A 23321-nucleotide genomic window follows, 5' to 3' on the forward strand; every position below is an offset into this window, starting at 1 on the left:
AGAGTCAATATTGGCAGTAATTCCTGTGGCGCATTTCAGGGTTCAATTCAGGGGGCTGCTGCTTGGTCGAGCCGCAAATATAGAGAGCCGTAACGGCTTCGGCGTCCGCACTCGTCCGATTGGCTTTGTGGCAAGCATTCGCCATTCAGTATGACTTGGGGGTCTTCCCATCATGCTTGCGCATATAGCCAATGGAACGGTTGCGGTATTTTTTGGTCAGGCCTCCCAGCCTCAGTTATGATCTGATTTCCAAAACCCTGATAAGGATCGGACATGGCCACATACAAGGAACTGCTGGCACAGAAGGCAAAGCTGGAAGAGCAACTTGAAAGCGCTCGCGTCAAAGAGCTTGAATCGGTGATCCAGCAGGTCCGCCAAGTCGTGGAAGAGTACGGTCTGACAGCAGAAGACATTGGTCTCGCGTCGAAGCCTGGTCGCGCTACCAAGAAGAAGGCGACCGTGGCACCGAAGTATCAAGATCCGAAAACTGGCGCCACATGGTCCGGTCGTGGCCGCGCTCCGGCATGGATCGGGAAAAACCGTGACAAGTTCTTGATCGCTTGATTCAGCTGCAACCATGGCCTAGCGACAGGAGGCCATGCCCAGAAATTGACCGACTGTTCGCGGCCATGAGCAGCCATTCGAATCAGGTAGCACGTAGGCGGAATTTCGCAGTAAAGATAGAGTGTTGATTTGCACCGAATCCTGACCCACCCGAGGTAGGTTTTTGCATCGAATGTTGACCCACGTATAGAACACTGTCCCGCTCGGCAACGAGCGGGAGATTGGAGTGATCGACGTGGCCATACTGAGCATCATTCGACGCTGGCACCTTCGCGACCAGATCCCGCTGCGCGAGATCGCCAGGCGCTTGGGCATCTCCAGGAACACGGTCAGGCGCTGTCTGCGCGCTGACACCACCGCACCGGCCTATCCTGCACGGCAGAGCCCAAGCAAGCTCGACGGCCACGCGGCCAAGCTCTCCGCCTGGCTCAAGACCGAGGCCAACAAGCCGCGCAAGCAACGACGCACGCTCAAGCAGATCCACACTGATCTGTGTGCCTTGAGCTTCACCGGCTCCTACGATCGCGTTGCTGCATTCGCTCGCCGCTGGCGCCAGGTCCGGCTTTGTAACACTGTTGCACAATCCGTTCGCAAGACTATCGCACAGAGGAGCCCGAAGCGCGCATCCTATAAGGTTTTTCGGGCAATTCGACGTTGTGTGATACCCCCCAGGTTGGGGTCGTTTTACCCTCCCCACCCCCCCACCCATTTCGTCAATTTCGTTGCAAAAATTTCGTGATGTGGAAACCGTGGCGCTGGCATGTCTGCAGTGGTCATGAGTTCCCGCATGACGCCGACCAACCTCGGCAGCTGCCGCGTCTGTCCACCAATAACCCACAGGGTCTGGTTCGGTATTCCGCATGACTAATGCTGGCCTCGGCGCTAATCAAGAAATGGGTAAGACTCGAGTAAGAATGGGTGCCTAGAGTTGCTAGATGCACGGAGCACGGTGATCGTGAGTCGGGCAATTTCCAGAATGCATGCCGAACCCAGGAGGATTCGTGGGCAACCCGACGAACATGCCAGGCCTGTGCACCATTGCTCCTAATGGAAGCCAAGCGCGCTGGGAGCCTCCCTCGACATGGAAGCGGCATTCCATTGCGCCCTCCATTTCCCCGATCACGGTAGACCACTGCCTTGCCGGCGACTCCGAACTTATCAATATGGAGACCACCGGAACGATGCTCACCCTGTACCTGACGAAGCAGGCGAAGGTGGAGCTGCGAAGCGAGGGTAGAGGGTGGTCCACGTTGCACCTCCGCTCGCCGCTGGCCTATGTTGCGCCCGGATTTTCCTTCTCTGGACGATGGTCGATGCCTATTGAGTGGATCACCGTCCACTTTGATTCGGCGTGGTTGGCGCGATCAGGTTTGCAGGCGAATTGGCAGCCGGGCTCAAGCGTGCCCCGATATGACGTGGGTGACGATTTGCTCATGCAGATCGTCCGAGCGATTCACGAAGATGCGCTGGCAGGAATGCCGCTGGGCCCGATGTACCCGGAAGCGCTCGGGGCGGCTGCACTGCGGCGCATCGCGTACCTGGAATCGCGCCCGCGCCCGAGAGAGTACGCGCACGGGCCCATGATGCAAAAGGCCGCCGAATACATCCAAGGCAACTTCCGAGACGAATTGACGCTTGTGGCGGTCGCCAATGCAGTGGACTTTCCGGGTGATCTCTATTCGTTCATCCGAAGCTTCAAGAAGGCCAACGGGGTGACGCCGCATCAGTACATCATCGAGAACCGCCTGCAGGCTGCGCGCGATCTGATCACCAGCGGGCGATGCGATGTAACAAAAGCTGCGCTCGCCTGTGGCTTTGCGACAGTTAGCCATTTCTCTGCGACGTTCCGCAAGCGCTGGGGCATCTCGCCGTCCGAGCTCAAGCCGTCCCCCATCCTCGCTACGCCAGAGGAAGCGAGAGTATCCACAAGCCGCTGATCGTCAGGGCAATCGTCAGCACAAGCAGCGGCAATTGGTTGATGGCCGTGCTTGCAGCGCGATTGATGCGCCTCATCGAGATCGCGTGGGTGATGTACACGCTCAGGATGTGCCCGACGAGAATCAGGATGACCTGGGCGTGCCAGATGTACGCCGCATTGATCAGGGACTGTGCAGCGGAATCCTGATTGGGTGGAATAGAAAACAGCTTCCAGCCGAGCCCCAGCGGATCGGCCGCGAGCGCGGCGATCTTCCGGCCCTGATCCAGGAACAGCGTGAAGTAGTGGCAGACGTTATAAAAGAGCGCGATGGGCAACAGCGCGAAGCAGAATTGCCGTGCGACGCCTTTGCCATTGAATGACGATCGGGAGGCGATCGCTTCGAGCGCGCAGAAACCTCGGAACAGGCCGTAGTACCCCACGCCTATTGCCGCAAATGTCAGCCATTGCCAGGTCAGGAGCACCTCGCCGGACATTGCGTAGTTTTTTCCGAGCGATGGGAATAGCTGAACGAGATACGGGTACACGCCGCGCCAGAAAAACGCATTCCAGGTCGCAGTGTCGCGCAAACCGTCGTAGGCGGTCGAGGCGAGCATGAAGGAAAGGAAGGCGACCACGCTGATGTGCGAAGGCTTCTCCTGAGCGATGTCGGCGACGGGGTTTCTTAGCTGTATCGTGACTTCGTCGCCTGAAGCGGCAGACCACTTGAGCGGCGAAAGTTTGGCGCACAGCCCGCACAGCATGCCGAACGTGTCGAACTGGCGCAGCCAGCGCTCCCGTCCAAAACAGAACGCACCTGCGAGCGCATATGCAACGTATCCACTCAGGAACAGGCCGACATCTCTTGGCCTGCCAGCCCCAAACAACTCCAGGGCAATGAGCACGATATAGACGAGCAGGGCCGGATACCACGCGAGGCATTGAGGGTAGGGATACCGCCCAGTTTCAAGCGTGGGGAAGTAACGCGCGGCGACTCGCAACAGCAGGGCGAACGGATTGGTGAAGGCATAGATGTCACCGAACATCGCGCTGATATAGACCGATCCCAGATAGAACCAGATCCAGAAGCCCGACATGCTGAGGTTGAGGAACGGGTTCTGGGTTCCAGCGAGGCTCGAGACGATCAGCAGAACAACGAAGATCGCGCTCGCGCGCTGTCCGGCTCGCAGTAGTGAAGCGGGTATGCGTACGCCTTTCTTGCGCTGGTTCGCGCGAGACCGCGAATCGGCAAGCCTGTTGCCGGATGCAAAGGCCAGGACCATGAAGGAGATGATCAACGTGCCTGTGGCGGCATACGCATACAGCCAGAGTGGAACCGGAAGGTAGTACGGAATATTCCAGGCATGCGCGTGTGCCAATGCCGGCACGCAGGCGACGATCAGCGCTGACCAGAGGGCCAGCCGACCCGCTTTACGTGGCGCGTGGGTTGCGCCGTTTGCAGCGTCATCCATCATGTCAACGTCTTCCTGCTCAGTTGTCCGCAGAGGAGATCACGCCGGTGAGTTTCCAGTCGGCCCCGGTTCGCTTCTCGGCAATCACGCCGATGGTGTCGTGGGGCGCGTCGAGCAGCTTGATGAGCGCTACGGCACGTTTGCTGCCGCCGCTCGAACCGGGCAATGGGAAAACGATGAACGGCAGAATCGGCGATGGCTTGTCGCCCTCCACGATGAGGGGGAGCACAGCGGCGTTCAGTGACTTGTAGACCTCGAATGCAGTGCGGTTACGCAACGGCGACGAGGAAAGCCGGGCCTGCTGTGCCGGGTTCTCAAGGGCGAGATAGGTTCCGTGATCTCGCAGTCTCCAGCCGGTGAGCTGGTCAACCAGCGCTTGGTCGGACTTGGATGCGTGCTCAACTGAAAGCGCAGGGAGCCAGCGCTTGTCCACCGGCGACGTTGTGACCCAATCGGTGAAGAACCGCGTATAGAAATTCACGAGATCAGTCTCCACGCCGGACTGCGCGCTCGGCGGCATCGGCGTTGGAATATCGCGCCGGCCCTTCCAGCGGACGGCTTTCCATGCAGTGCCGTCCGGCAGGCTCGTGCCATCCAGAAACGACGTGTCGGCAATGCCGTTCGCGACGAACCAGTCCGACTTGGCGCGTTTTGTTCGTGCGCCAATAAAGTCGGGAAGCGCTTGCCGCACCTGTTCCCAGCCGGCTGCTTGCCTGGGCGATCCGTTGATCTTCGGGTAGCGCAGCATCTGCGTGTAGGTGGACTTTGCCATGTCTTCCACATCGGCAGGCCAGCGCCATGTGAGGTCGGCGGCGTGGCTCTGTGGTGTGCCGCGATCGAGCGGTGCGGCCATTGCCAACCGCGCGTCACAGTCGATTCCGTAGCGGCTCCAGTCCGGAACGGATGGCGTGCCCTGATGTGCCCACGAATCCTGCAGCGAATGAAGTGACCGTCCGAACTCGCCGAGCATGAACGCAGCCTTACCGCCATCGGCGCGGTGCAGTGCCGTGTCGACCAGAGACAGGGCTGGCGTTCCTCCCGGCACGACGGGCCGGCTTTGCGCGCCACCCGGAACCTTATGCTCGCTCGGATAGTGGCGGGTCTGGGCATCCAAGGCATCCGCTGCAAAGCGCGACAGACAAGCAAACTGCAGCGGGGACGTCATGTATTCGATCGATCCCGCATCCAAGCGCTGATTGGCGAGGGCAATGGCCTCGGCTTCACCGGGTGCGAATCCGGCCTGCTTCGCCAGCCACAAGGTGAGTCCGAAATGCACATCGGATTCGAATGCGGCACACGTCAGCGGTGCCGCGAGCGTGGTCAGGAGTACCAATATCGGGAGGCTGAATCTTTGCTGCATGTTGGTGCTCGTGTTGACCTCGTTAGGTACGCCCCCTTGGGCCGAGCCACGAAGGGGCGTGGTGCGTGCGTATCAGTTGCCGATCTCGATCGCCTTCGAGCTTTCTGGGAAGGGCCAGGCGCCGTTTTCGAATGACAGGACGACGAGGCCGTTGTCCTGGCACGCGGTGGTCAGCAGATGTCGATCAAAGTCGAAGTCGAGACGAGAAGCGCACCAGTCGGGGCCGCCCGGGCGGTATTGGCCAAACATGAGATGTCCAGAGCCGGCGCCGGGGGATTTCGCCGAAGCAGGGTTGTAGTACGCGATTTCCTTGGGCTTGGATGGATCCCGGATATCGAACACACGCACGCCCGAGTTGAAGTAACTGCAGGCCAGCGCCGTGGCGTTTTCACGGTTGTCCACGCTGCAGTAATGCGAGCCATAGGTGAACGCCGAGAGGCCCAGGATGTCGGGGATGACCTTGTCGCAGTTTTGTGTCGCGTGCGTTTCCAGTCGAAGCTCCGAGACGAGTTGTGGCGCCGCTTCGTTGGACATGTCGTAGATGTGCCCCAGCGGGAAGGGCGTCATGCCGGCATTGCAGGCGGTTTTGACGCCTGCGGCGGCAGGGTCTTGGATCCCACCAGATCCGCCCTCATCCACCTCAATCACGTAAGGTTTGCCGCGCACGGAGAACGAGATCGTATGTTGGGCCACGCTGCCGTCTCGAACCGGAACCGTCGCGATGCGGTGCATTTGTGCATTGGGGCGCCGACTCTGCACTTCACTGGTGTCGACGACAAAGAACCCGTTGTCTCCGGTCGCATTGGGGTCGTTCAGTGGCGGGGCTGCCGTGCCACCGATCGCGCCAATGTTGCCCGCCGAGACGAAGTAGGCGCGTGTCCCATCCTGGCTCACGGATAAGCCGTGAGGAAGGCTTTGGACTCCAAGGTCCGCCATGGTGATCGCGGAGATCAGCTTCGGTTGCGTTGGCACCGTCAGGTCGACCGCAAAGTAGGACTTGCTGTATGCCCCGCCAATGTAGTACGTGAATCCATCCGGAGAGAAACCGCCTTCGTGGCCAAGGGGCTTGTTGGCCGGAGTGATGCCTCCGTCAGTCCCTGTGCCAACCGGAACGCTCGCCAGCAACTGGGGCTGGGTGCAATCCGAGGCAATGTCGTACAGATCGATTTCGGGGCCACCACCACCACCGAGCCCGTTATCTGCAGCAAGGATCCCTCGGGAGGTGTTCACGCGCAGCGACTCCCACGGGTCGTTCATTGCGGTGGACGTCAATGAGCTGATCCGAATGGGCCGAGCGGGATCGGTGATATTGATCACGGGAACTCCGGGGTTCACGCGCACCGGCGCAGCCGGATTCGTAAATGCTGGGGATGCACCCATCGTTGCGTGATAGAAGCACGTCTGGCCCTTTTTGTCCGTGTAAGTGGCGGAAGACCACGAAGCACCTTCGCCCTGAACCTGACTCACGAGCTTCAGGTTGCAGTTGAAGCCGCCGAAGCCGGACTGGCGAAGCGCCGCTGGCACCTGACCTTGCAGAGCCGTTTCAGGCGTATCGCCGGTCGCGCAGCTTTGAACCTTGGGAACGACGTAGTCTGCGACGGACACGGTCGGTTGGGTGGTTGTAGCGGCTGGGGTGTCGTCGTTGCCTCCGCCACAGCCGGTGAGTACGAGTGTACCCAGCGATAACGCGATCACCAGTCGAGTCCAGACTTGCATGTTTGTCTCCGCTTGTACTGCCAGAAATGTCAATGTGGCGCGGCGTCAATGTCGCCGCGCTCGGTTTTTGCGGTTTAGTTGCCGCTGGCTGTTGCTTTCGTGCTTTCTGGGAATGGCCACGTGCCGTTCTCGAATGCCATGACGAGCAGACCGTTGTCCTGGCACGCAGTGGTCAACAGATGCCGGTCAAAGTCGAAGTCGAGGCGCGAGCTGCACCAGTCGGGACCACCTGCACGGTACTGGCCGAACATGAGATGCCCCGAACCAGCGCCCGGGGATTTCGCCGAAGCCGGGTTGTAGTACGCGATCTCCTTGGGTTTGGACGGGTCCCGAATGTCGAAGACGCGCACGCCGGAGTTGAAGTAGCTGCAAGCCAGCGCCGTTGCATTCTCCCGGTTATCCACGCTGCAGTAGTGAGAGCCATACGTAAAGGTCGTGAGGCCGAGGACATCGGGAATGACCTTGTTGCAGTTCTCGATTGCGTGCGTTTCCAGTCGCAACTCAGACACGAGTTGGGGTGAGGCTTCGCTTGACATGTCGTAGATGTGTGCCAGCGGAAACGGTGTTACGCCGGCATTGCAGGCGGTTTTTACGCCTGCTGCCCCGGGGTCTTGAAGCCCGGCGGATCCCGCTTCGTCAACCTCGACAAGATAGGGTTTGCCCCCTACAGAAAACGAGAGTGCGTGTTGCGCGAAGCTGCCGTCTCGGACGGGCACTGTGGAGATTCGGCGCATTTGTGCATTTGGGCGCCGACTTTGTACCTCGCTGGTATCGATGACGAAGAATCCATTGTCCCCAGTCGCGTTCGGGTTGTTTAGCGGAGGCGGACCCATGCCAACCGCCGGGCCTCCATTTCCTCCTCCGACAAAGTACGCGCGCGTGCCGTCCTGGCTAACGGACAGACCATGGGAATACGTTCCGAATCCCAGATCGGACATGCTGATCGCGGAGATCATCTTTGGCCGTGCCGGCACGGTCAGATCAACAGCGTAGTAGGCCTTCGCAGCGCTTCCTCCGATGTAGTACGTGAACCCATCCGGCGAAAAACCGCCTTCGTGCCCTAGTGCCGTGGTGGCGGGGACGATGCCTCCGTCTGCACCCGTGCCGACGGGAACGCTGGCAAGTAACTGTGGCGACGTGCAGTCCGAAGCAATGTCGTACAGATCAATTTCAGGGCCGCCGCCGCCATTGATACCGTTGTCTGCAGCAAGGATCCCGCGCGCGACGTTGACTCGCAGCGATTCCCATGGGTCTATCATTGATGTGGAGGTCAGTGAACTGACCCGTACGGGTTGCGCGGGGTTGGTGATGTTGATGACCGGTACCCCCGGATTCACGCGCGGCGGCGCAGCCGGATTGTTGAACGCCGGACTGCCCATCGTCGAGTGATAGAAGCAGGTTTGCCCTTTCTTGTCGGTGTAGGTTGCAGCAGACCATGATGCGCCTTCCCCCTGGAGCTGGCCGACGAGTTTCAGGTTGCAGTTGAAACCGCCAAAGCCGGCCTGCCGAAGCGCGGCCGGCACCTGGCCTTGCAACGCTGTCTCGGGCGTATCACCGGGGCTGCAGCTTGTCACCTTGGGGACGATGTAGTCCGCTACGGATACCGTGGGTGTGGCGGCTGCCGCCGTGTCGTCGGACCCTCCGCCGCAGCCGGCGAGAACGAGCGTACCAAGCGATATTGCGATCGCCACCTGAATCGGTAGTTGCATGGTTGTCTCCTCTTGTATTCGACATGAGCGTCGATTTTTTTAACGAACAACAGCCATGCCGCCGCCCGCGAACGGGGCCGACAGCAGCCAAAGCCCGAACGTGGTGTAGAGCAGCATGACAATGAGTGTGGGGAGTTGGCTGAAGGCAGCCGTCTTTCCCGTGCCGAAGATGCGCAGCGCGATTCGGTGCGCACACAAGATGCCCACCACGTGGCCGATCAATATCGCGGCCACCTGGATGTGCCAGACCGCGTCTGCGGGCAGGATCAAGGCGGTTGGGTGGTGGTACGCGGTCCCGAAGAGGTTCCAGCCGCTTCCCAGTGGGTCTGAAAGGAGCCGGACGATGTCCGGCCCTTGGGACACGACCAATGTGAAATAGTGGGCGATGTTGTAACCGACAGCCACGGGGATGAGCGCCGGAGAGAAGGCATGCGCGAGCGTGACCGATGAAACGTTCGTCCGCAGTACGGCCTTGCCGCACAGGCAAGCCAGCCATAGCACCAACGCAAACGGCAGGGGGGACAGCAGTAGCGCGGTGTATTGCAATGCGTGATAGCCCGACTGCAGGAGCGGAAACGACTTGATGATGTCCGTGCCGACCCAGGGGGTGAGCAGCCGGTAGAGGTGCACCCAGTAGAGGTCGACAAAGGCGCGCGTATCGCGAAAGCCGTCAAAGGCTGTTGACGACAGCAGGAAGAGGATGCACAGCATGAGCCCGGTCGGAGGCGCACGTAGTACGCTGCCATTGGCGCAAGGCACCATGATCGGGTCGACGATCTTCAGCTCGCGCCTGGATGGGCGCAGCAGCGAGAGCGACCCGACGATGTTGAAGAAGACCGCAAACGCCTCGAAGCTCGCAAACCAGACGCGTGAGCCCACGGCGAAGGCGCCCAGCAGATTGATCCCGGTGTAGGCGAGCAGCGCGATACCGAGCTCGCGAGGGCTGCCCGTTCCAAACAGTTCGATGCAGATCAGCCCGTACAAGAAAGCGAACACGACGTAGTAGCCGCGTGAGCCGGCGTGCCGCGTTGCCCTGACGGGGGCCTGCGGGACACGCAGGATGTGCGCAGCGGTACGCCACGGATTGACGCTTGCATAGAGATCTCCGAAGCCGGCGCACAGATATTGGAAGCCCAGCACGAACAGTATCCAGAACAGCGTCATGCTCACGTTCGCGCTGGCGACTTGTGAGCCGACCACCGCGCTTACGGCGCAGACGAGCAGCGCCATCACCCAGGCGGCACGAGGCCACTCAGGACCAGTACAGCCAATGTGCTGATTGCCGAGTGCGCGCGTGCCCGGCTGCCCCTGAAGCTGCATGCGGAGCCAGCGGCCGTCCTGTCCGATGACGATGGCAACGGCAAACGACGCCACCAGCGCGGCGATGCAGCCATACAGGTAAAGCCAGAGCGGCAACGGCAGCGTATAGGTCGCGCCAAATGCATGGGCGTGGACCGCTGACGGGACAACACAGGCGAGGGCAGAGAAGCCTTTTGCGTATCCGCACAAAAGGCTTCGCTTGCGGCGCAGGTGCGGCATGGCAGCCATCGGTTCAATGCGTGCTCAGTCCGTTTGAACCGGCCGACGCGGTGATATGCGCGACGTAGAAGCCGCCATTCACGCCTGCGAACCAGATGTTTCCGGTGCTCGTGTCGTAATGCACGTCGCTCATCAGGTACTCGCTCTTGGTGGCACACATCAGGCCGCAGAAGACGTTGTTCGGATGCGCCGGCGGGTTGAAGTACGCAAATTCCTTGATGTGCAGCGGATCGCGAATGTCGAGTGCGCGCAGGCCCGAGCCGTACCACGTGACGAACAACGTGGTGGCATCCGATACGTTGTCTACGCCGGTGTAGTGGCCCCAGTACGTCACGTTGTCGGCCGCGACTGCAGCAGCGTTTTTCGGATCGCTGGCTTCTGTCATGTACGTTGCCGCCACCGTCATGTGAGCCGGATCGCTCACGGGAATGACGTGGTACTGAACCCCCGTGCACTCGGCGCCTGCGAAGACATAGGGTACGGAATTGACGGTGGCGAATTGCACCGTGTGTCCCTGCTGGTCTCCGCAGTCCGTCCAGTCAACTTTCCCGAGCAACTTGAATGACGCATTGGCGGAGCGGTTCTGGATCGACGTGACATCGAATGCGCGAACGCCCGTGTGTTTTACCGGCTCTGTCGTGAAGCTGACGCCGGTGCCCCAGTAGAGCGTGTTGCCGTCCGGGCTGATGTCGCCGTCGTGCCAGGCCTCGGCACCGGTGTTGTCCGGGTCGTCGCTCCAGTTCCAGGTCGCGATGACCTTCGGGGATGACGGCACAGTCAGATCGACGGCAGCGAGCGTGGCTTGCGATGCTGGCGCTGAAGAACCCTTGATCGTCGAAATATAGGCAGTCTTGCCATCTGGAGAAATCTTTAAGCCGTGCATGCCGCCGGGAAACAGATCCCGCGTGCTCAACGTTGCGACGCGAACCGGGTTCTTGCAGTCTTGCGAGAGGTCATAGACGTCCAGCGCATCTGCGGCAATGGCATCGATGCTCGGATTGTCTGCGCCGAACAGGCTCGGGAAAATGGGATTCGTGCGCGACGTTGCGAACGCCACCATGACGCCGGTGGTCTGGCCGACTTCTAGGCCTTCCCAACTGTTGCGCCCGGTGGGGCTCGAGACAATCTTGGCGAGGGACGGCTTTGTCGGGTCGCTGACATCGAGCACGGCCAGACCTTCAAGCGGGTGATCGCCCGCCGAGCCGTTGTCAACGTAGGCGCAGTTCTTGTACCAGGCCAGTTGCATGTTGCCGCCCCGATCCATCAGCGTGGACCGTCCGACGAGCGTCATACCTTTGCGATAGCCGCTCGCTGAGCGGCCGTTGTTTTGATCGGCGATGGGGACTTGGCCCTGAAGGCCCGTTTCCGGCAGGTCATCAGCGGCGAGGGTTGTCGCGATGGGGCTGTCATTGCCACCGCAAGCCGCAAGAGAAGCCGCGATGGCCGCTGCCGCCAGTAGGGCTGTGGCTAGCGCCTGGTAACGTCGCATGAAATGGTCTCCTAGGAGTCGTTGCTCCATTAGTTGTCGTAGTAGAAGCCTGGGACTGCTCAAATGTCGCGCGATGCTCCCTTGCTATCGCGGATAGATCTCGAGTGTGGCGAGTTCGAGTTGTTCACCTGTCTGGGTATGGAAATGCAGCGAGAAGCGCCCTGTAATGCCAATCGGAACGATGTCTAGCGATTGCTGGGTCCCGGCCGCGCATGCGGCAAAGGCCCCGGGTATCTCGTGCACCATCAACACGCCAGGCTCTTTCGACTGCACGTTGATATGGGCGGGTACACCTTCACGAATCGCGAAGACAGGCCGCTCCCAAGGTGCCTTGCCTCGATCTACGTGGACGGTGAAATGCTGCTGCTCGGGGAGATTTGACGAAGCAAACGACAGATGCCGCACGGCACAGTAGGTGAGCAGCAGTGCCGTTATGGTGGCAATCAGCGCGACATATCCGCGCCGTTGCCATGGCTTCATTTGCTGTGTGTTGGTGCTTCGTTCCATAAGCGCTCGCGCCGCTTCGTGTGGCGCTGTCATTCAACCTGCCAGTTGGCTGGAAGGATGGTAGTGCGCGCTACGGAACAAAGATATTTGGTTATTGCAGACTATCGAGGAATTGCATACTGATTAACCCCAACTCGATGCGCGATCACATGCCAAAGCAGTAGCAACTCGACTGCTTTAGGGGAAACCATAGTGATCGGCTCATCGCTAAAGCGTGGTCTAGTAAGAGTTCAGTCAGTTTCGCTACCCAGAATCGCCGGGCTCAATGCAGCTTCGTGGACATGTGGCTGTTCTTTCTGCAGGACACCAATACATGTGCCAAGGCTGAGCAGGCGTGGTTCGACGCATAGTGAGTGCGATCGAGACCACGCCCAGTCACGGCTGGCGCTTCGGCGTACCAGACGGCTAGGTGCTGCGCTGAAGCAGTTCAAACGAGGAAGTCCACCATGACCAATCATCAGCCACTTCGCGGTCGCACATTCGTGGTGACCGGAGCGACCGGGGGTCTTGGCGCAGCAATTTGCGAGGCAGCTGCGTCCGCCGGGGCCAGCGTAGTCCTCGGATTCAACCAGTCTCCCCATGCAGCGCTATCGCTAGCAGAAGCACTTCCCACGGCGGTGGGAGCGCAGCATCTCCCGATAGCACTGCCCGTCACCGATACGCAGGCATTGCGGATGGGTGCAGCATGTGTAGCTGACTATTTTGATCGTGTCGATGTTCTGGTTAACTGCGCGAGTACTACGCGGGTTGTGCCGCATCACGACCTCGACGCCCTGGATGACGCACTGTTCGACGATATTCTTTCGACAAACATCCGTGGCCCCTTCGCGGTGGTTCGCGCCTTTCGCACGCTGCTCGAGAGGGCCGTCGACGGCTTGGTGATCAATATCTCGTCCACCGCTGCGCAAACGGCGATGGGAAGCAACATTGCTTACTGCGCCTCCAAGGCCGCTCTCGACAACATGACACTGTCGATGGCGAGGGCGCTTGCTCCAAGAATCAGGGTCGTATCGGTGTCATCTAACGCGGCTGATATCGGTTTCTGGAAATCAGAGGATCAATCCTTCCGACAACTTCAATGTCGGCGTACCTCATTGGACGGGGTAGCGAATGCAGAGGACGTAGCTGACGCAGTTCTCACTGCCGTTGCACTAAGATTCACAACGGGGACAGTGCTTCCCGTCGATGGTCGTCATCCATTTCTGTAGACGCGCTCCGCAAAAGATTTCCAGCGGCTTCACTGATAGCCATGCATTTCGCCCGCACCCGTAAAAAATTGACTGCCTGGCTCGGCTTGGCGGCGATGGTGCTCGTGCTTTTTGTGCCGATGGTGAGCCAGGCGCTGGAGGCGCACGCACTGCGTACGTTCGAACATGCCATGCCGCTGTGCGAGGCAAATGGGTCGGCCACTGCCAGCGTCGATTTGCCGGCCGGACACGAGGTACCGGCCCACCACCATGCGGCGTGTGGCTATTGCGATCTGCTCGCAGAACACGTGCTGGTGCCGACGACCGTCTCGTCGATGGTGTCGCCGGCGCCCATCCACGCAACGGCATGGCCCTCCGAGCCCGGTCGCCTGCCGGTGCATCAGGCTCGTCACACCGGACGACCGCGCGACTCCCCCTTCCTCCTCTGACCCGTTAGCTGAGGCCGCGACGACAGATCGCCTCGCCGCTGGCTGGAGCCGATTTAGGGAAGACATCGTGCGACGCACCTATGACGCGTAATGCGCAAAGGAGCCGCGCACGAACATATCAGAGTGAGGAATTCAAATGACAACGCCATGTAGGGCCATTCGGCGCGCCGCGCTGCTCGCCTGCGCCACCGGCGCGTTCGCGCCTGTTGTTGCACAGGCCTGTGCAACCTGCGGTTGTTCGCTTAGCACCGATGCTGCGATGGGCTACTCGGCCATCCCGGGCTGGCGCATTAGCCTGGACTACACTTACCTTCCGCAGAACCAGTTGCGTAGCGGTACCCAATCGGTCACGCCAGCGCAGGTGGCAAGCATCAATGATGCAGGCGGCAATCAGGAAGTCGAGCGCCAGACCATCAACCGCTACATGAACCTCGGCATCCATTACAGCCCGAACAGCAGTTGGAACTTCAGCGCGATCGTGCCGTACGTGGATCGCAGCCATACCACGTATGGCGCAGCGACATCGGACCGGCTCACCCCGGACAACATCAGCGGCGCCAGCGCCAGCGGCCTGGGCGACCTGAAGCTCATCGCTAGCTATCAGGGCTTTCTGCCCACGCATAACCTTGGCGTGCAACTGGGCGTCAAGCTGCCTACGGGGCGCTACGGCGGGCAAAACACACTGACCGGCAATACCGTTGGGCGCAACCCGGTGTTCTTCAACAGCGGCCCCGTCGCAGGTGGACAGGCACTAGATAGCAGCCTGCAACCGGGTACCGGCAGCACCGACCTGATCCTTGGCGCGTACTACTACCAGCCCGTCAGTCAGGATTTCGACGCCTTTATCAACGGCCAATTCCAGGCCGCCGTACACCAGCGTTTGAGCGAGACTGGTGCGGACTTCCGCCCCGGCAATCTCGCCACCATAAGCTTTGGCGTGCGCTACGAAGCCAATCCGCACATCGTCCCGCAGTTGCAGTTCAACGTGACGCGCAAGAACGCCGACAAGGGTGCGCTGGCCGACACCACCAACACGGCTGGCACGGCGGTCTACCTGTCGCCTGGCGTGACGATCAGCGTGTCCCATAACGTGCAGATCTACGCGTTCCTGCAAAAGGCGCTGTACAGCAATCTGCAGGGTTACCAGCTCTTCCCGCGCTGGTCGGGCACAGTGGGAGCCAGCTATGCGTTCTGATGCACAACTCCAATCGGCACAATCTTGGTCGCGACGCGTGTTGCTGCAGGCGGCCGGCACGCTGGCGCTCGGCGCCGGTCTGGGCGGCACACATACAGTGGCGCAGGCGGCCAGCCTAGAGGTTGGCCGTCCTGCGCCGCCTTTGGTTTTGCACACCGTGGACGGACAGAGCATTTCTACCGACGACCTGCGCGGTCACGTAGTGATGCTCACCTTCTGGGCGACGTGGTGTGGGCCCTGCCACCAAGAGTTACCCATCCTGTCTGAGTACGCGGCCAAACACGCGCGTCAGGGCTTGCGCGTGCTCGGCTTTAGCCTGGATGAGCCGGCTTCGCTGCCCGAGGTCCGGCAGATGGCGGCGGGTTGGAGTTTTCCCGTCGGGTTGTTGGGCAGCGCGTATGCGGGGGGCTATGGCCGTGTCTGGCGCATTCCGGTGAATTTCACGATCGATCGCAATGGCCTACTGGCCGACAACGGCTGGGATTCGCGCGAACCCGCCTGGACCGCAGAGCGTCTGGAGCGCATAGTTACGCCGCTATTGCGTTGATGGGGCGAGGTGCACCGACCATCGTTACCGCTCATTACGGCCGATGGTCGAACGCCATCGATGTTCTAGGTTTGAGGCAACCTCGACATTCGGACTGCCCATGAAATTGCATCGTTTGTAGAGCAAGGCAGTGGCGGAAGCTCATAGCGCCGCCGATACCACTCCCGCAGTTGAAGGCCGAGACGGCGGTCACTAGCCGAGCAGCGCAGCGATTCGAACCAGTTCGCCAACGCAGCTTCTTTTTGCGCAGGCACTGCAGGATATCGAGCTGCCGACACCGGAGTTGCGCGACCACGATCTGTTGGTGGAAGTGAAAGCGGTGTCGGTCAACCCGGTCGATACCAAAATCCGGCGCGGTGGAGATATCCCCCAGGGCGGTGCGCGCATTGCCGGCTGGGACGCAGCGGGAATCGTCCGTGCGACGGGTCCGCTGGCTACACGCTTCAAGCCGGGCGACCGCGTCTGGTATGCCGGTGACATTACGCGGCCCGGCAGCAACAGCGAGTTGCACGCCGTGGACGAACGCATCGTCGGCCCCATGCCGACATCACTCGACTTTGCCGAGGCCGCTTCGCTGCCCCTGGCGACGATCACAGCGTGGGAGTTGCTGTTCGACCGCCTGCGTGTTCAGGCAGCGGACCCGAGCGACAACAACGTGCTGCTGGTCATTGGAGCGGCAGGCGGCGTCGGCTCGATCCTGACCCAGCTCGCGCGCGAGTTGACGGGTATGACCGTGATCGGCACGGCCTCGCGGCCCGAAACCCGCGAGTGGGTGCTCGCGCATGGCGCGCATGACGTTCTTGACCACCATCAGCCTTGGCCCCCCCAATTGGCCGCGCTCGGCATCGAGCACGTGACCCACGTTGCCGGGTTGAACAACAGCGCCGCCTACGTGCCGCAAATCGCCGCCGTGCTGCGCCCGGAAGGTCAGTTTGCCCTCATCGATGACCCGGTCGGTCTGGACATCGGACCCTTCAAGGGGAAATCCATCTCGATTCACTGGGAGCTGATGTTCACCCGCGCGATGTTCACCACCGACTCCATCGCACGGCAACACGCCTTGTTGCGCCGCGCGGCGGAACTGGTTGACCAGGGCCGCCTCAAGCACACCCTGACCCGACGCATTGACGGCATCAATGCCGCCGGTCTCATCGAAGCGCATGCGCTGGTCGAGGCGGGCAACATGATGGGCAAGGTCGTCGTTGCCAACCCCTGAACTTTTCTGACAGGGAGCATCAACATGACATCGCTAATCGTCAGCACGGCAACGGTCAGCCTAGAAGCCGCGCAAGCACTGCTGGCCGAAGCGCGCCGTGCGTGCACCGCGCGCGGCTTCGCTGCGACAATCGCAATTACCGATGCAGGAGGCCACCTGCGCGCGTTCGAGCGCGCGGATGCCGCCCCTTTCCTGACCGTTGACGTGGCCATCAACAAGGCATGGACCGCCGCCTCGTTCGGCATGGCTACGCACCAATGGAATCAATACATGGCCGAACCCGCCGTTGCTCCGCTGGCGCACCATCCGCGCTTGACGCCAGTAGGCGGCGGCGTACCGCTCTTTTACGAAGGGCGTCTGGTGGGTGGCATCGGTATTTCCGGGGGAACATCCGTTCAAGACCATGAGGCTGCTGAGGAGGCGCTGCGTAACGCAGGGTTCTTGCAATGAGTCGGCATTGCTCGTGAGCAACATGTATGGCTGGTGCCACTCCGATAGCTGCCGTCGGATCTAGTGGCTTCAGGCGGCGGCAGTGGGTCGGCTACGGCAGACTGCGTCTGGCTGCCGTGGGTCGGTCGCAGCGGCTGGTCGATAGAGTGCCGGCCGGCTGCTTCCGGCCGAGGTAGTGAAGTAGTTGCGTCGTACTCGCGCCCGTCTCAGGAGCTTCGCTTCGGCATTCCAAACAGTGCCCGCGCTGCAGCATCGACATCCTCAGCCTGTATCTCAGTCGCGTCGCAGTAAACATCCCGGATCGCGCAAATGCTGAGTACCTCGTTAATGAGGGTGTCCACATCGGCGATGGTTCGACCACGCAACACCGTCTGACATTTCTCCAACGCACCGGCGTCAACCCATAGATAGCTGGTAAGGGCTTCAATCCGACTGGCAACATAAGCATCAAGATCAGCACCTGACGGGATGTCGAAGCGGACCTTGATGCCATACCGGCCCGAGCGCAACGCCGCTTGATCCAGGCGGTCATAGTGGTTCGTCGCTGCAATGAACACGACGTCCCGCAAACGTCCACGCGCACCGTCGAGCGTCGATAGGATCTTGTTCGTCAATGTCGCGTAGCCGGAATGGCGACGGTCGGCCAACACATCGTCGGCTTCATCGATGAAGACGATGGCGGGCCGCAAGTCACGAGCCTCTCGAATGAGACGATCCCAGGCGTCGGGCCGCCCGATGATGTCCGCGCCGTCGATCTGCAGAAATGCATATTCGGATGCCCTCGCCAGCGCCATGGCTGCCTGTGTCTTGCCAGTCCCGGGCGGCCCATAAAACAGCAGCCCCGTCGGCAAACTTGCCCCTAGGGATTCAAGGCGGTCGGCGTTTTGCAGTCGATCGGCAAGGTCGTGTAGGGCATGCCGGGACTCCGCTGGCATGATGATCTGTTCGATTGGCTTGACGTCCGGGGGAAGATGTCCGCCCCGGCCCTGCAGAAGCCGCATCGCCTGTCGGCCAATGGCGAAGGTGACCTTACCGCTGAACTTACCATCGGCCTGCATTTCCTGAAGCTGCTTGCCGAGCGCACGCAAGCGCGCGGCGCTGAAACCGTCCCAACGTTCTGCAAGGGCTTGAATGGTGTCCTTGTCAACAGCATCCGGCCCCAGGCAGGTCCCGATCGAATGGGTCAGCAGCGAGATCCGAGCCGCGAGATCAGGCGGCGGGATCTCGATCTTGAAATCGAAGCGACCTTCACGAATGGCAGCCGCATCCAGTTGTTCCAGAAAATTAGTGGCGGCCACGAAAACGATGGGCGTGGTGCGCAGGCCAACGATCTCCGTGAGCATGGTGTTGACCACGTCCTTGTCCATCGAGTGCGCCGATGCCGTGCCGTCGCGCGGTTTGAGGAACGAGTCGATCTCGTCAATGAAGAGCACGCATGGGCTGATTTCCCGCGCGGCATCAAAGACCGCCCGGATCTTCTGAGGAGTCTCGTTGATCCATTTCGAGGCGACGTCGCCGAAGGAGATCGAGAGCAGTGGGAGGGAGAATTCGCCTGCCAGTGCTTCCGCCAGGAGACTTTTGCCGTTGCCGGGTTCGCCGAAGAGCAGGATGCCGTTGCGGGGGGTACCTTGGCCTTGCTGGGCATCAAGAATCTCCGAGACACTGTGACACAGCCGTTGTTTGGTTTCTTTCATGCCCGCCACGTTTTCCAACTTGAGCCGGGGCCTGTGGATGCAGTGGGCGAACGCTTGGGTGGCGTCAGAGTACTGGTTCACATCAGCCGGATGGGGCACGGTATGGCCTGTACGCGCGACGTCAGCATTCTGAGAGGCGGGCTTCGGCAAGGCGGCGATGCGTGGCATGGTGATCTCGCAAGTAGGAATAGCAGGGCAGGGTGCTTTTAGCGGGCTGATTTAGTGTCCTGCCCGGTCTCCCCAATGCAAGTCAGGTCTCTGGGGCAGTCCCCGGCGCGAAGCTGGGCAGGCACAGGTAGGACGAGGCTATCCGCTCGACTTCTGTCGGCGCTCGCGACGCACCTGTCCGCGGGCTTCCTGGACACGAAGCCGAAGTTCTTGCCGCTCCTGCCGCCGCTTCCATGCGAGGGGACGTATCAACCGGTCGCGCAAGCGGCGCAGCAACACCTCAACTGCACTTGGCGGCACTGTCGTTGGAATCAGAAGCTGGCTATTGCCATTGGTGATACGGGTGACGTCACGCTGATTAACGTGAGAGACAGGGCGGCGAATTTGCATGTCGGTCCCTTCAAAAAGGCGAATGATTGGTGAAATGGCCATTCGGGAGCCGCAAACTCATCGGCGGCGGGAACGCATCCAGCGAATCAGTGCAAGCAAGGGCTCGATGCACTCCACGACAAAGTCGCGGCACTCGATCACGAACACCTTCCAAAGTGGGTGGTGGTCCATTGGATTCTCCAGGGGGTAAAAGCGGGAGGTCGACCTTTCGGCCTCGGCTTTCTCACGACGTGGTCGATCGAGAGACAGTTCAAGGTTCTCACGCACATTCCGGGATGCAAGTCGGCGCGGGTGGGGCAACCTGGGCGCAAGTTAGCCGTGGGCCCTGCGCTAAAGGTGGAGAGCTGGAATAGGCGAGCGCCCAAAAACAACGGCCGCTTGTGCGGCCGCTGGGTGATGCGATGCTGGAGCGCCTAGCTACCGGTTGTAAACGTGAAGGTGCGTGAGAACGCTGTTCCGTTGATTGTGCCGTTTAGGACCACGCTGTACTGCGTGTTGGGCTGCAGCGGCGTGGTCGGATAGGCGACCGCTTGGTACTGCCCAAGAAGGTGGTTCGGATCGGCGGTCGAGTTCAGTATCTGCAGGCTGATCGGCGCCTCACCCGGGGCGGTGTAGATGGCGCTGGTGAGCATCACCGTATCGCTGAGATTACCCATCACCGCAACCGGCGTACCCCAAGCGCCACTGGTATTTGGCGGGGTCGGCGTTTCGCCTGCGCCTCGGTACGCGATACCCATCACACCCTGACAGGGAAACGTCTGGGGTGCGTTGGCAAGTGTGTATGTTGCCGTTTGTCCGAACTGCACCGTGCCCGCACCGGCAGGGAAACCGTTGTAGGTAGTCTCGTATTCGCCAAAGCCGACCAAGTTGGCAGGGTAGGTCATGATCGAAACGTGATATACGCCGCTTGCCCATGCAGAGACGAACTGCCGGCCGAATTGAGCTGGGGTCACGAGAGCCCCGTCATAGAAGCCAGCGTCGCCGCGTCCTGTGAACACGCCTGCGGGCCAGCCGAGGGTCGCCGCCGTATCGGCGCCTGTCACACCCGTGAAGCCTGGCCTACCTTGCACTTCGGTATCCGTTATGACGTTGTTCAACCCTTCGTACTTCGCGTGCGCTTGCGCAGCCTGATCGAGAATCGTGTTCTCCCGCAGCGCGGGAAAGCCGCACTGAGTGCGGTACTGATTGATGGCAATGAACATTGCGAGCTGGGCGCTCGCGCCGGCGTATTGCGGCGTTGCTACCGTGCCGGGAACGCTCTGCGTGGGCGAGTTCGTTGGCACGTTGGATGAGGAGCCAGCATCGGAGCTGACTGCACTGTCGCCGCCACCGCAGGCGGAGAGGCACAGCGTGGACGCGAGCGTGTATGCCAGTAGAGAAAAATTATTGGTCAATTGGATTCTCCGGTTATGGAACGGTGGTGGCCTAAAGCGGGCCACGCAGGTTCATCCTATTGACCAATTTTCAGAGTCAAGTGCTCGAGTGGAACAGCCTAGTGAATCTCCGGACACAGCCACCCAACCAAGCTAATGGGTAGGCCCAGCCTACTTGATTGGGTTGTCCTAGCCCTGCGCCCGCGAGGTGTTTTGTAGTGGTCAACCCATCCCGGACACTGCGTTAAGTTTTTCTTCCGCAACAGCCGGCGCCAGTCCGTCATTGAACTGATGTGGCCGTATCCAGTTGTACCGGTGCATCAGGTAATAGCTGATGTCCCGGTGTGCTTCATGCGCCGTCATGTAACCCACTGACGGCAACCAATCGGTTTTCAGGCTGCGGAACAGCCTCTCCATCGGGGAGTTGTCCCAGCAGTTGCCACGGCGGCTCATGCTCTGTTGTATCCGGTAGCGCCACAGGCGTTGCCGGAACTTCCGGCTTGCATACTGGGCACCTTGGTCCGAGTGGAACAGCAGCCCCTGCGGTCTGCCACGCTGCTCATAGGCCATGTCCAGTGCTTGCACGACCAAATCGGCGTCGGGACGTGTCGAGAATGCCCAGCCGACGACCCGGCGCGTAAACAGATCAAGCACTGCCGCTAGGTAATGCCAGCGGCCTTGAGTCCAGACGTAGGTGATGTCACCACACCAGACCTGATTCGGCGCATCGACCGCAAACTGACGATTGAGCCGGTTCGGGATGTCGATCCGCTCCACCGTGGCCTGCTTGTAGGCGTGGCTGCCGGGCTGCTTGCAGATCAGACCCAGTTCCCCCATCAGACGACTGACCTTGAAGCGGCCAATCACCGTGCCTTGTTCACGCAGCATGCCCATGATGCTGCGGCTGCCCGCCGAGCTTCGACTCTCGACGAACAGCTCGTGCACTCGGCTGCGCAGTGCCATGCGCTCGCTGTCGACGCGCTGGGAACGCTGCCGGTGGGCATACAGGCAAGACCGCGACACGTCGAAGACCGCGCAAGCCAACTCGACCGATTCGGTTCGGCAGATCTGATCGATTACCTCGTACGTTCGATGCCTTCCGACATCAAGAGCGCGGTAGCCTAATGGAATGGTCTGCCCCTCCTGCCGAGCATCGGCATACTGAGGTTTCTTCAACGGGAGGCCGCCATGAGCACACAAGCTGTTCGCGTCATCGGGATTGATCTCGGCAAGAACTGGTTCCATCTTGTCGGCATGGACGATCGAGGCCATCCGTTGTTTCGCAAGAAGCTCAATCGCGCGCAACTCGCGGAGTTCGCCGCTACGTCGCCGGCGTGCATCGTCGCCATGGAATCTTGTCCCGGCTCGCAATACTGGGGACGTCGCTTCCAGAACGTCGGACACACGGTGCGTGTGATCCCAGCTCAGTTCGTGAAGCCCTACTTGAAGTCGAACAAGAACGACTTCAACGATGCCGAAGCAATTGCCGAAGCCGCCAGCCGCGGCACCATGCGAACGGTGCCACTCAAGTCGATCGACCAGCTGGAGATGCAAGCCATGCATCGCGTCCGGCAGCGCTTCATCGTCGAACGCACCGCTGTCGTGAACCAGATGCGTGCCCTGCTGCTAGAGCACGGCATCGTGGTCCCGGTCGGCCGCGCCCTGTTCGCACGCAGTTTGCCGCGCATTCTGGAAGATGCAGAGAACGGCTTGTCGATCAGGATGCGCCAGCTATTGCAGCGGTTGCGGGAACGCTGGCAGGGACTCGATAAGGAGATCGATTCGGTTTCCACCGAGATCCACGAGATCGCCAAGGATTCCGAGTTGTGCCGTCGCGCCATCACGGTGCCGGGGGTTGGTCCCATCATTGCGAGCGCCATGGTCGCCGCAGTCGGTAGCGGCCAAGCGTTCGTCAAGGGCCGAGACCTTGCTGCGTGGCTGGGCCTGGTCCCCAAACAGTATTCGACAGGCGGCAAGTCCAATCTCGGCGGCATCAGCAAGCGGGGCAACAGTTACTTGCGCATGCTCCTGATCCAGGGTGCGCGTGCGCTGATGATCCACATGAAGCGTGAGCGATCTCGCATGGGGCAATGGCTCCAGGAAATCGAGAAACGTAGCCACCCACATGTTGCCCTGATCGCTCTGGCGAACAAGATCGCCCGCATCTGCTGGAAGGTGCTCGTCAGCGGTGAACCGTACCGACCGTTTCCGAATGTACCGATGACCGCGTGAGCACCACCGAACATCTGAAGGAAGTCACACCGTCTTGTTTTTGCGAGCCGCGATTGTTGATGACAGAACCGTTGACCGGCGCACCTTAAGCCTGGCTAAAAAAGCAGTCCTTCGTGACTGAACGCCTTATGAGGCAAGGCGCGCGCGGA

18 protein-coding genes and 2 pseudogenes are annotated in these 23321 nt (G+C 60.7%); 10 read left to right on the forward strand and 10 right to left on the reverse strand.

From position 1 onward, the window contains the following. The first annotated feature begins 273 nt into the window (after positions 1-273). From R2676_RS19710 to R2676_RS19720, 3 genes and pseudogenes are all read left to right on the forward strand, one after another. Positions 274-564, forward strand: a complete 291-nt coding sequence (locus R2676_RS19710; RefSeq protein WP_316887368.1) for an H-NS histone family protein — start codon at positions 274-276, stop codon at positions 562-564. A gap of 226 nt (positions 565-790) precedes the next feature. Continuing rightward, positions 791-1126, forward strand: a pseudogene (locus R2676_RS19715) (winged helix-turn-helix transcriptional regulator); the annotation flags it as partial. Positions 1127-1565: 439 nt separating this feature from the next. Then, positions 1566-2501, forward strand: a complete 936-nt coding sequence (locus tag R2676_RS19720; protein WP_316887369.1) for a helix-turn-helix domain-containing protein — start codon at positions 1566-1568, stop codon at positions 2499-2501. Here the strand turns inward: R2676_RS19720 and R2676_RS19725 are convergent. The 7 genes from R2676_RS19725 to R2676_RS19755 all read right to left on the reverse strand — a co-directional run bounded on the left by R2676_RS19725 (position 2464) and on the right by R2676_RS19755 (position 12271). Beyond that, positions 2464-3954 carry a hypothetical protein gene (locus R2676_RS19725; RefSeq protein WP_316887371.1) on the reverse strand — a complete coding sequence of 497 codons (1491 nt, stop codon included), beginning with the start codon at positions 3952-3954 and terminating at the stop codon, positions 2464-2466. The genes R2676_RS19720 and R2676_RS19725 overlap by 38 nt on opposite strands. 16 nt (positions 3955-3970) lie before the next feature. Further along, complete coding sequence (locus R2676_RS19730) at positions 3971-5311, reverse strand: DUF6765 family protein (RefSeq protein WP_316887372.1); 1341 nt, start codon at positions 5309-5311, stop codon at positions 3971-3973. A gap of 72 nt (positions 5312-5383) precedes the next feature. Then, positions 5384-7027: an LVIVD repeat-containing protein gene (locus R2676_RS19735; protein WP_316887373.1), complete on the reverse strand. Its 1644-nt coding sequence runs from the start codon at positions 7025-7027 to the stop codon at positions 5384-5386. 74 nt (positions 7028-7101) lie between these two features. After that, on the reverse strand, positions 7102-8736 hold the full coding sequence (locus R2676_RS19740; protein WP_316887374.1) for an LVIVD repeat-containing protein: 1635 nt from the start codon (positions 8734-8736) through the stop codon (positions 7102-7104). A gap of 39 nt (positions 8737-8775) precedes the next feature. Continuing rightward, entirely contained in the window at positions 8776-10284 is a 1509-nt protein-coding gene (locus R2676_RS19745; protein WP_316887376.1) for a hypothetical protein, read from the reverse strand. 4 nt (positions 10285-10288) lie between these two features. Continuing rightward, positions 10289-11764, reverse strand: coding sequence for an LVIVD repeat-containing protein (locus R2676_RS19750; protein WP_316887378.1), 1476 nt, complete (start codon positions 11762-11764; stop codon positions 10289-10291). A gap of 84 nt (positions 11765-11848) precedes the next feature. Next, entirely contained in the window at positions 11849-12271 is a 423-nt protein-coding gene (locus R2676_RS19755; protein WP_316887380.1) for a hypothetical protein, read from the reverse strand. A 446-nt stretch (positions 12272-12717) separates the two neighbouring features. On the opposite strand from R2676_RS19755, the gene R2676_RS19760 reads away from it, so the two are divergent. From R2676_RS19760 to R2676_RS19785, 6 genes are all read left to right on the forward strand, one after another. Then, positions 12718-13479 (forward strand): SDR family NAD(P)-dependent oxidoreductase, encoded by a 762-nt coding sequence (locus R2676_RS19760; protein WP_316887382.1) that lies wholly within the window; start codon positions 12718-12720, stop codon positions 13477-13479. 41 nt (positions 13480-13520) lie between these two features. After that, on the forward strand, positions 13521-13907 hold the full coding sequence (locus tag R2676_RS19765; protein WP_316887383.1) for a DUF2946 domain-containing protein: 387 nt from the start codon (positions 13521-13523) through the stop codon (positions 13905-13907). Positions 13908-14043: 136 nt separating this feature from the next. Then, positions 14044-15102 carry a transporter gene (locus R2676_RS19770; protein ID WP_316887385.1) on the forward strand — a complete coding sequence of 353 codons (1059 nt, stop codon included), beginning with the start codon at positions 14044-14046 and terminating at the stop codon, positions 15100-15102. Further along, a complete protein-coding gene (locus R2676_RS19775; RefSeq protein ID WP_316887387.1) occupies positions 15092-15649 on the forward strand; it encodes a TlpA disulfide reductase family protein in 558 nt (185 codons plus the stop codon). Before R2676_RS19770 ends, R2676_RS19775 begins: the two co-directional genes overlap by 11 nt. Before the next feature lie 211 nt (positions 15650-15860). Further along, entirely contained in the window at positions 15861-16865 is a 1005-nt protein-coding gene (locus R2676_RS19780; protein WP_316887439.1) for a zinc-binding alcohol dehydrogenase family protein, read from the forward strand. A gap of 24 nt (positions 16866-16889) precedes the next feature. Next, positions 16890-17315: a GlcG/HbpS family heme-binding protein gene (locus tag R2676_RS19785; RefSeq protein ID WP_316887388.1), complete on the forward strand. Its 426-nt coding sequence runs from the start codon at positions 16890-16892 to the stop codon at positions 17313-17315. A gap of 206 nt (positions 17316-17521) precedes the next feature. On the opposite strand, the gene R2676_RS19790 is transcribed toward R2676_RS19785, so the two are convergent. The 3 genes and pseudogenes from R2676_RS19790 to R2676_RS19800 form a co-directional block, all read right to left on the reverse strand. After that, on the reverse strand, positions 17522-19177 hold the full coding sequence (locus tag R2676_RS19790) for an AAA family ATPase (RefSeq protein WP_316887390.1): 1656 nt from the start codon (positions 19175-19177) through the stop codon (positions 17522-17524). An 803-nt stretch (positions 19178-19980) separates the two neighbouring features. Further along, positions 19981-20961: a CAP domain-containing protein gene (locus tag R2676_RS19795; protein WP_316887393.1), complete on the reverse strand. Its 981-nt coding sequence runs from the start codon at positions 20959-20961 to the stop codon at positions 19981-19983. Positions 20962-21162: 201 nt separating this feature from the next. After that, positions 21163-22086: pseudogene (locus R2676_RS19800) on the reverse strand (IS3 family transposase); the annotation flags it as partial. Between the two features lie 42 nt (positions 22087-22128). On the opposite strand from R2676_RS19800, the gene R2676_RS19805 reads away from it, so the two are divergent. After that, complete coding sequence (locus tag R2676_RS19805; RefSeq protein ID WP_316887395.1) at positions 22129-23172, forward strand: IS110 family RNA-guided transposase; 1044 nt, start codon at positions 22129-22131, stop codon at positions 23170-23172. The last annotated feature ends 149 nt before the right edge of the window (positions 23173-23321 follow it).

It is taken from the genome of Ralstonia flatus (genome assembly GCF_958439105.1).
Classification (GTDB): domain Bacteria; phylum Pseudomonadota; class Gammaproteobacteria; order Burkholderiales; family Burkholderiaceae; genus Ralstonia; species Ralstonia flatus.

What these genes read in the sequence shown, in the direction of transcription:
- R2676_RS19745 (WP_316887376.1), bottom strand. Translation starts at nt 10,284, where the DNA reads ATGGCTGCCATGCCGCACCTGCGCCGCAAGCGAAGCCTTTTGTGCGGA.
- R2676_RS19755 (WP_316887380.1), bottom strand. Translation starts at nt 12,271, where the DNA reads ATGGAACGAAGCACCAACACACAGCAAATGAAGCCATGGCAACGGCGC.
- R2676_RS19730 (WP_316887372.1), bottom strand. Translation starts at nt 5,311, where the DNA reads ATGCAGCAAAGATTCAGCCTCCCGATATTGGTACTCCTGACCACGCTC.
- R2676_RS19725 (WP_316887371.1), bottom strand. Translation starts at nt 3,954, where the DNA reads ATGATGGATGACGCTGCAAACGGCGCAACCCACGCGCCACGTAAAGCG.
- R2676_RS19750 (WP_316887378.1), bottom strand. Translation starts at nt 11,764, where the DNA reads ATGCGACGTTACCAGGCGCTAGCCACAGCCCTACTGGCGGCAGCGGCC.
- R2676_RS19740 (WP_316887374.1), bottom strand. Translation starts at nt 8,736, where the DNA reads ATGCAACTACCGATTCAGGTGGCGATCGCAATATCGCTTGGTACGCTC.
- R2676_RS19805 (WP_316887395.1), top strand. Translation starts at nt 22,129, where the DNA reads ATGAGCACACAAGCTGTTCGCGTCATCGGGATTGATCTCGGCAAGAAC.
- R2676_RS19775 (WP_316887387.1), top strand. Translation starts at nt 15,092, where the DNA reads ATGCGTTCTGATGCACAACTCCAATCGGCACAATCTTGGTCGCGACGC.
- R2676_RS19760 (WP_316887382.1), top strand. Translation starts at nt 12,718, where the DNA reads ATGACCAATCATCAGCCACTTCGCGGTCGCACATTCGTGGTGACCGGA.
- R2676_RS19770 (WP_316887385.1), top strand. Translation starts at nt 14,044, where the DNA reads ATGACAACGCCATGTAGGGCCATTCGGCGCGCCGCGCTGCTCGCCTGC.
- R2676_RS19710 (WP_316887368.1), top strand. Translation starts at nt 274, where the DNA reads ATGGCCACATACAAGGAACTGCTGGCACAGAAGGCAAAGCTGGAAGAG.
- R2676_RS19735 (WP_316887373.1), bottom strand. Translation starts at nt 7,027, where the DNA reads ATGCAAGTCTGGACTCGACTGGTGATCGCGTTATCGCTGGGTACACTC.
- R2676_RS19765 (WP_316887383.1), top strand. Translation starts at nt 13,521, where the DNA reads ATGCATTTCGCCCGCACCCGTAAAAAATTGACTGCCTGGCTCGGCTTG.
- R2676_RS19785 (WP_316887388.1), top strand. Translation starts at nt 16,890, where the DNA reads ATGACATCGCTAATCGTCAGCACGGCAACGGTCAGCCTAGAAGCCGCG.
- R2676_RS19790 (WP_316887390.1), bottom strand. Translation starts at nt 19,177, where the DNA reads ATGCCACGCATCGCCGCCTTGCCGAAGCCCGCCTCTCAGAATGCTGAC.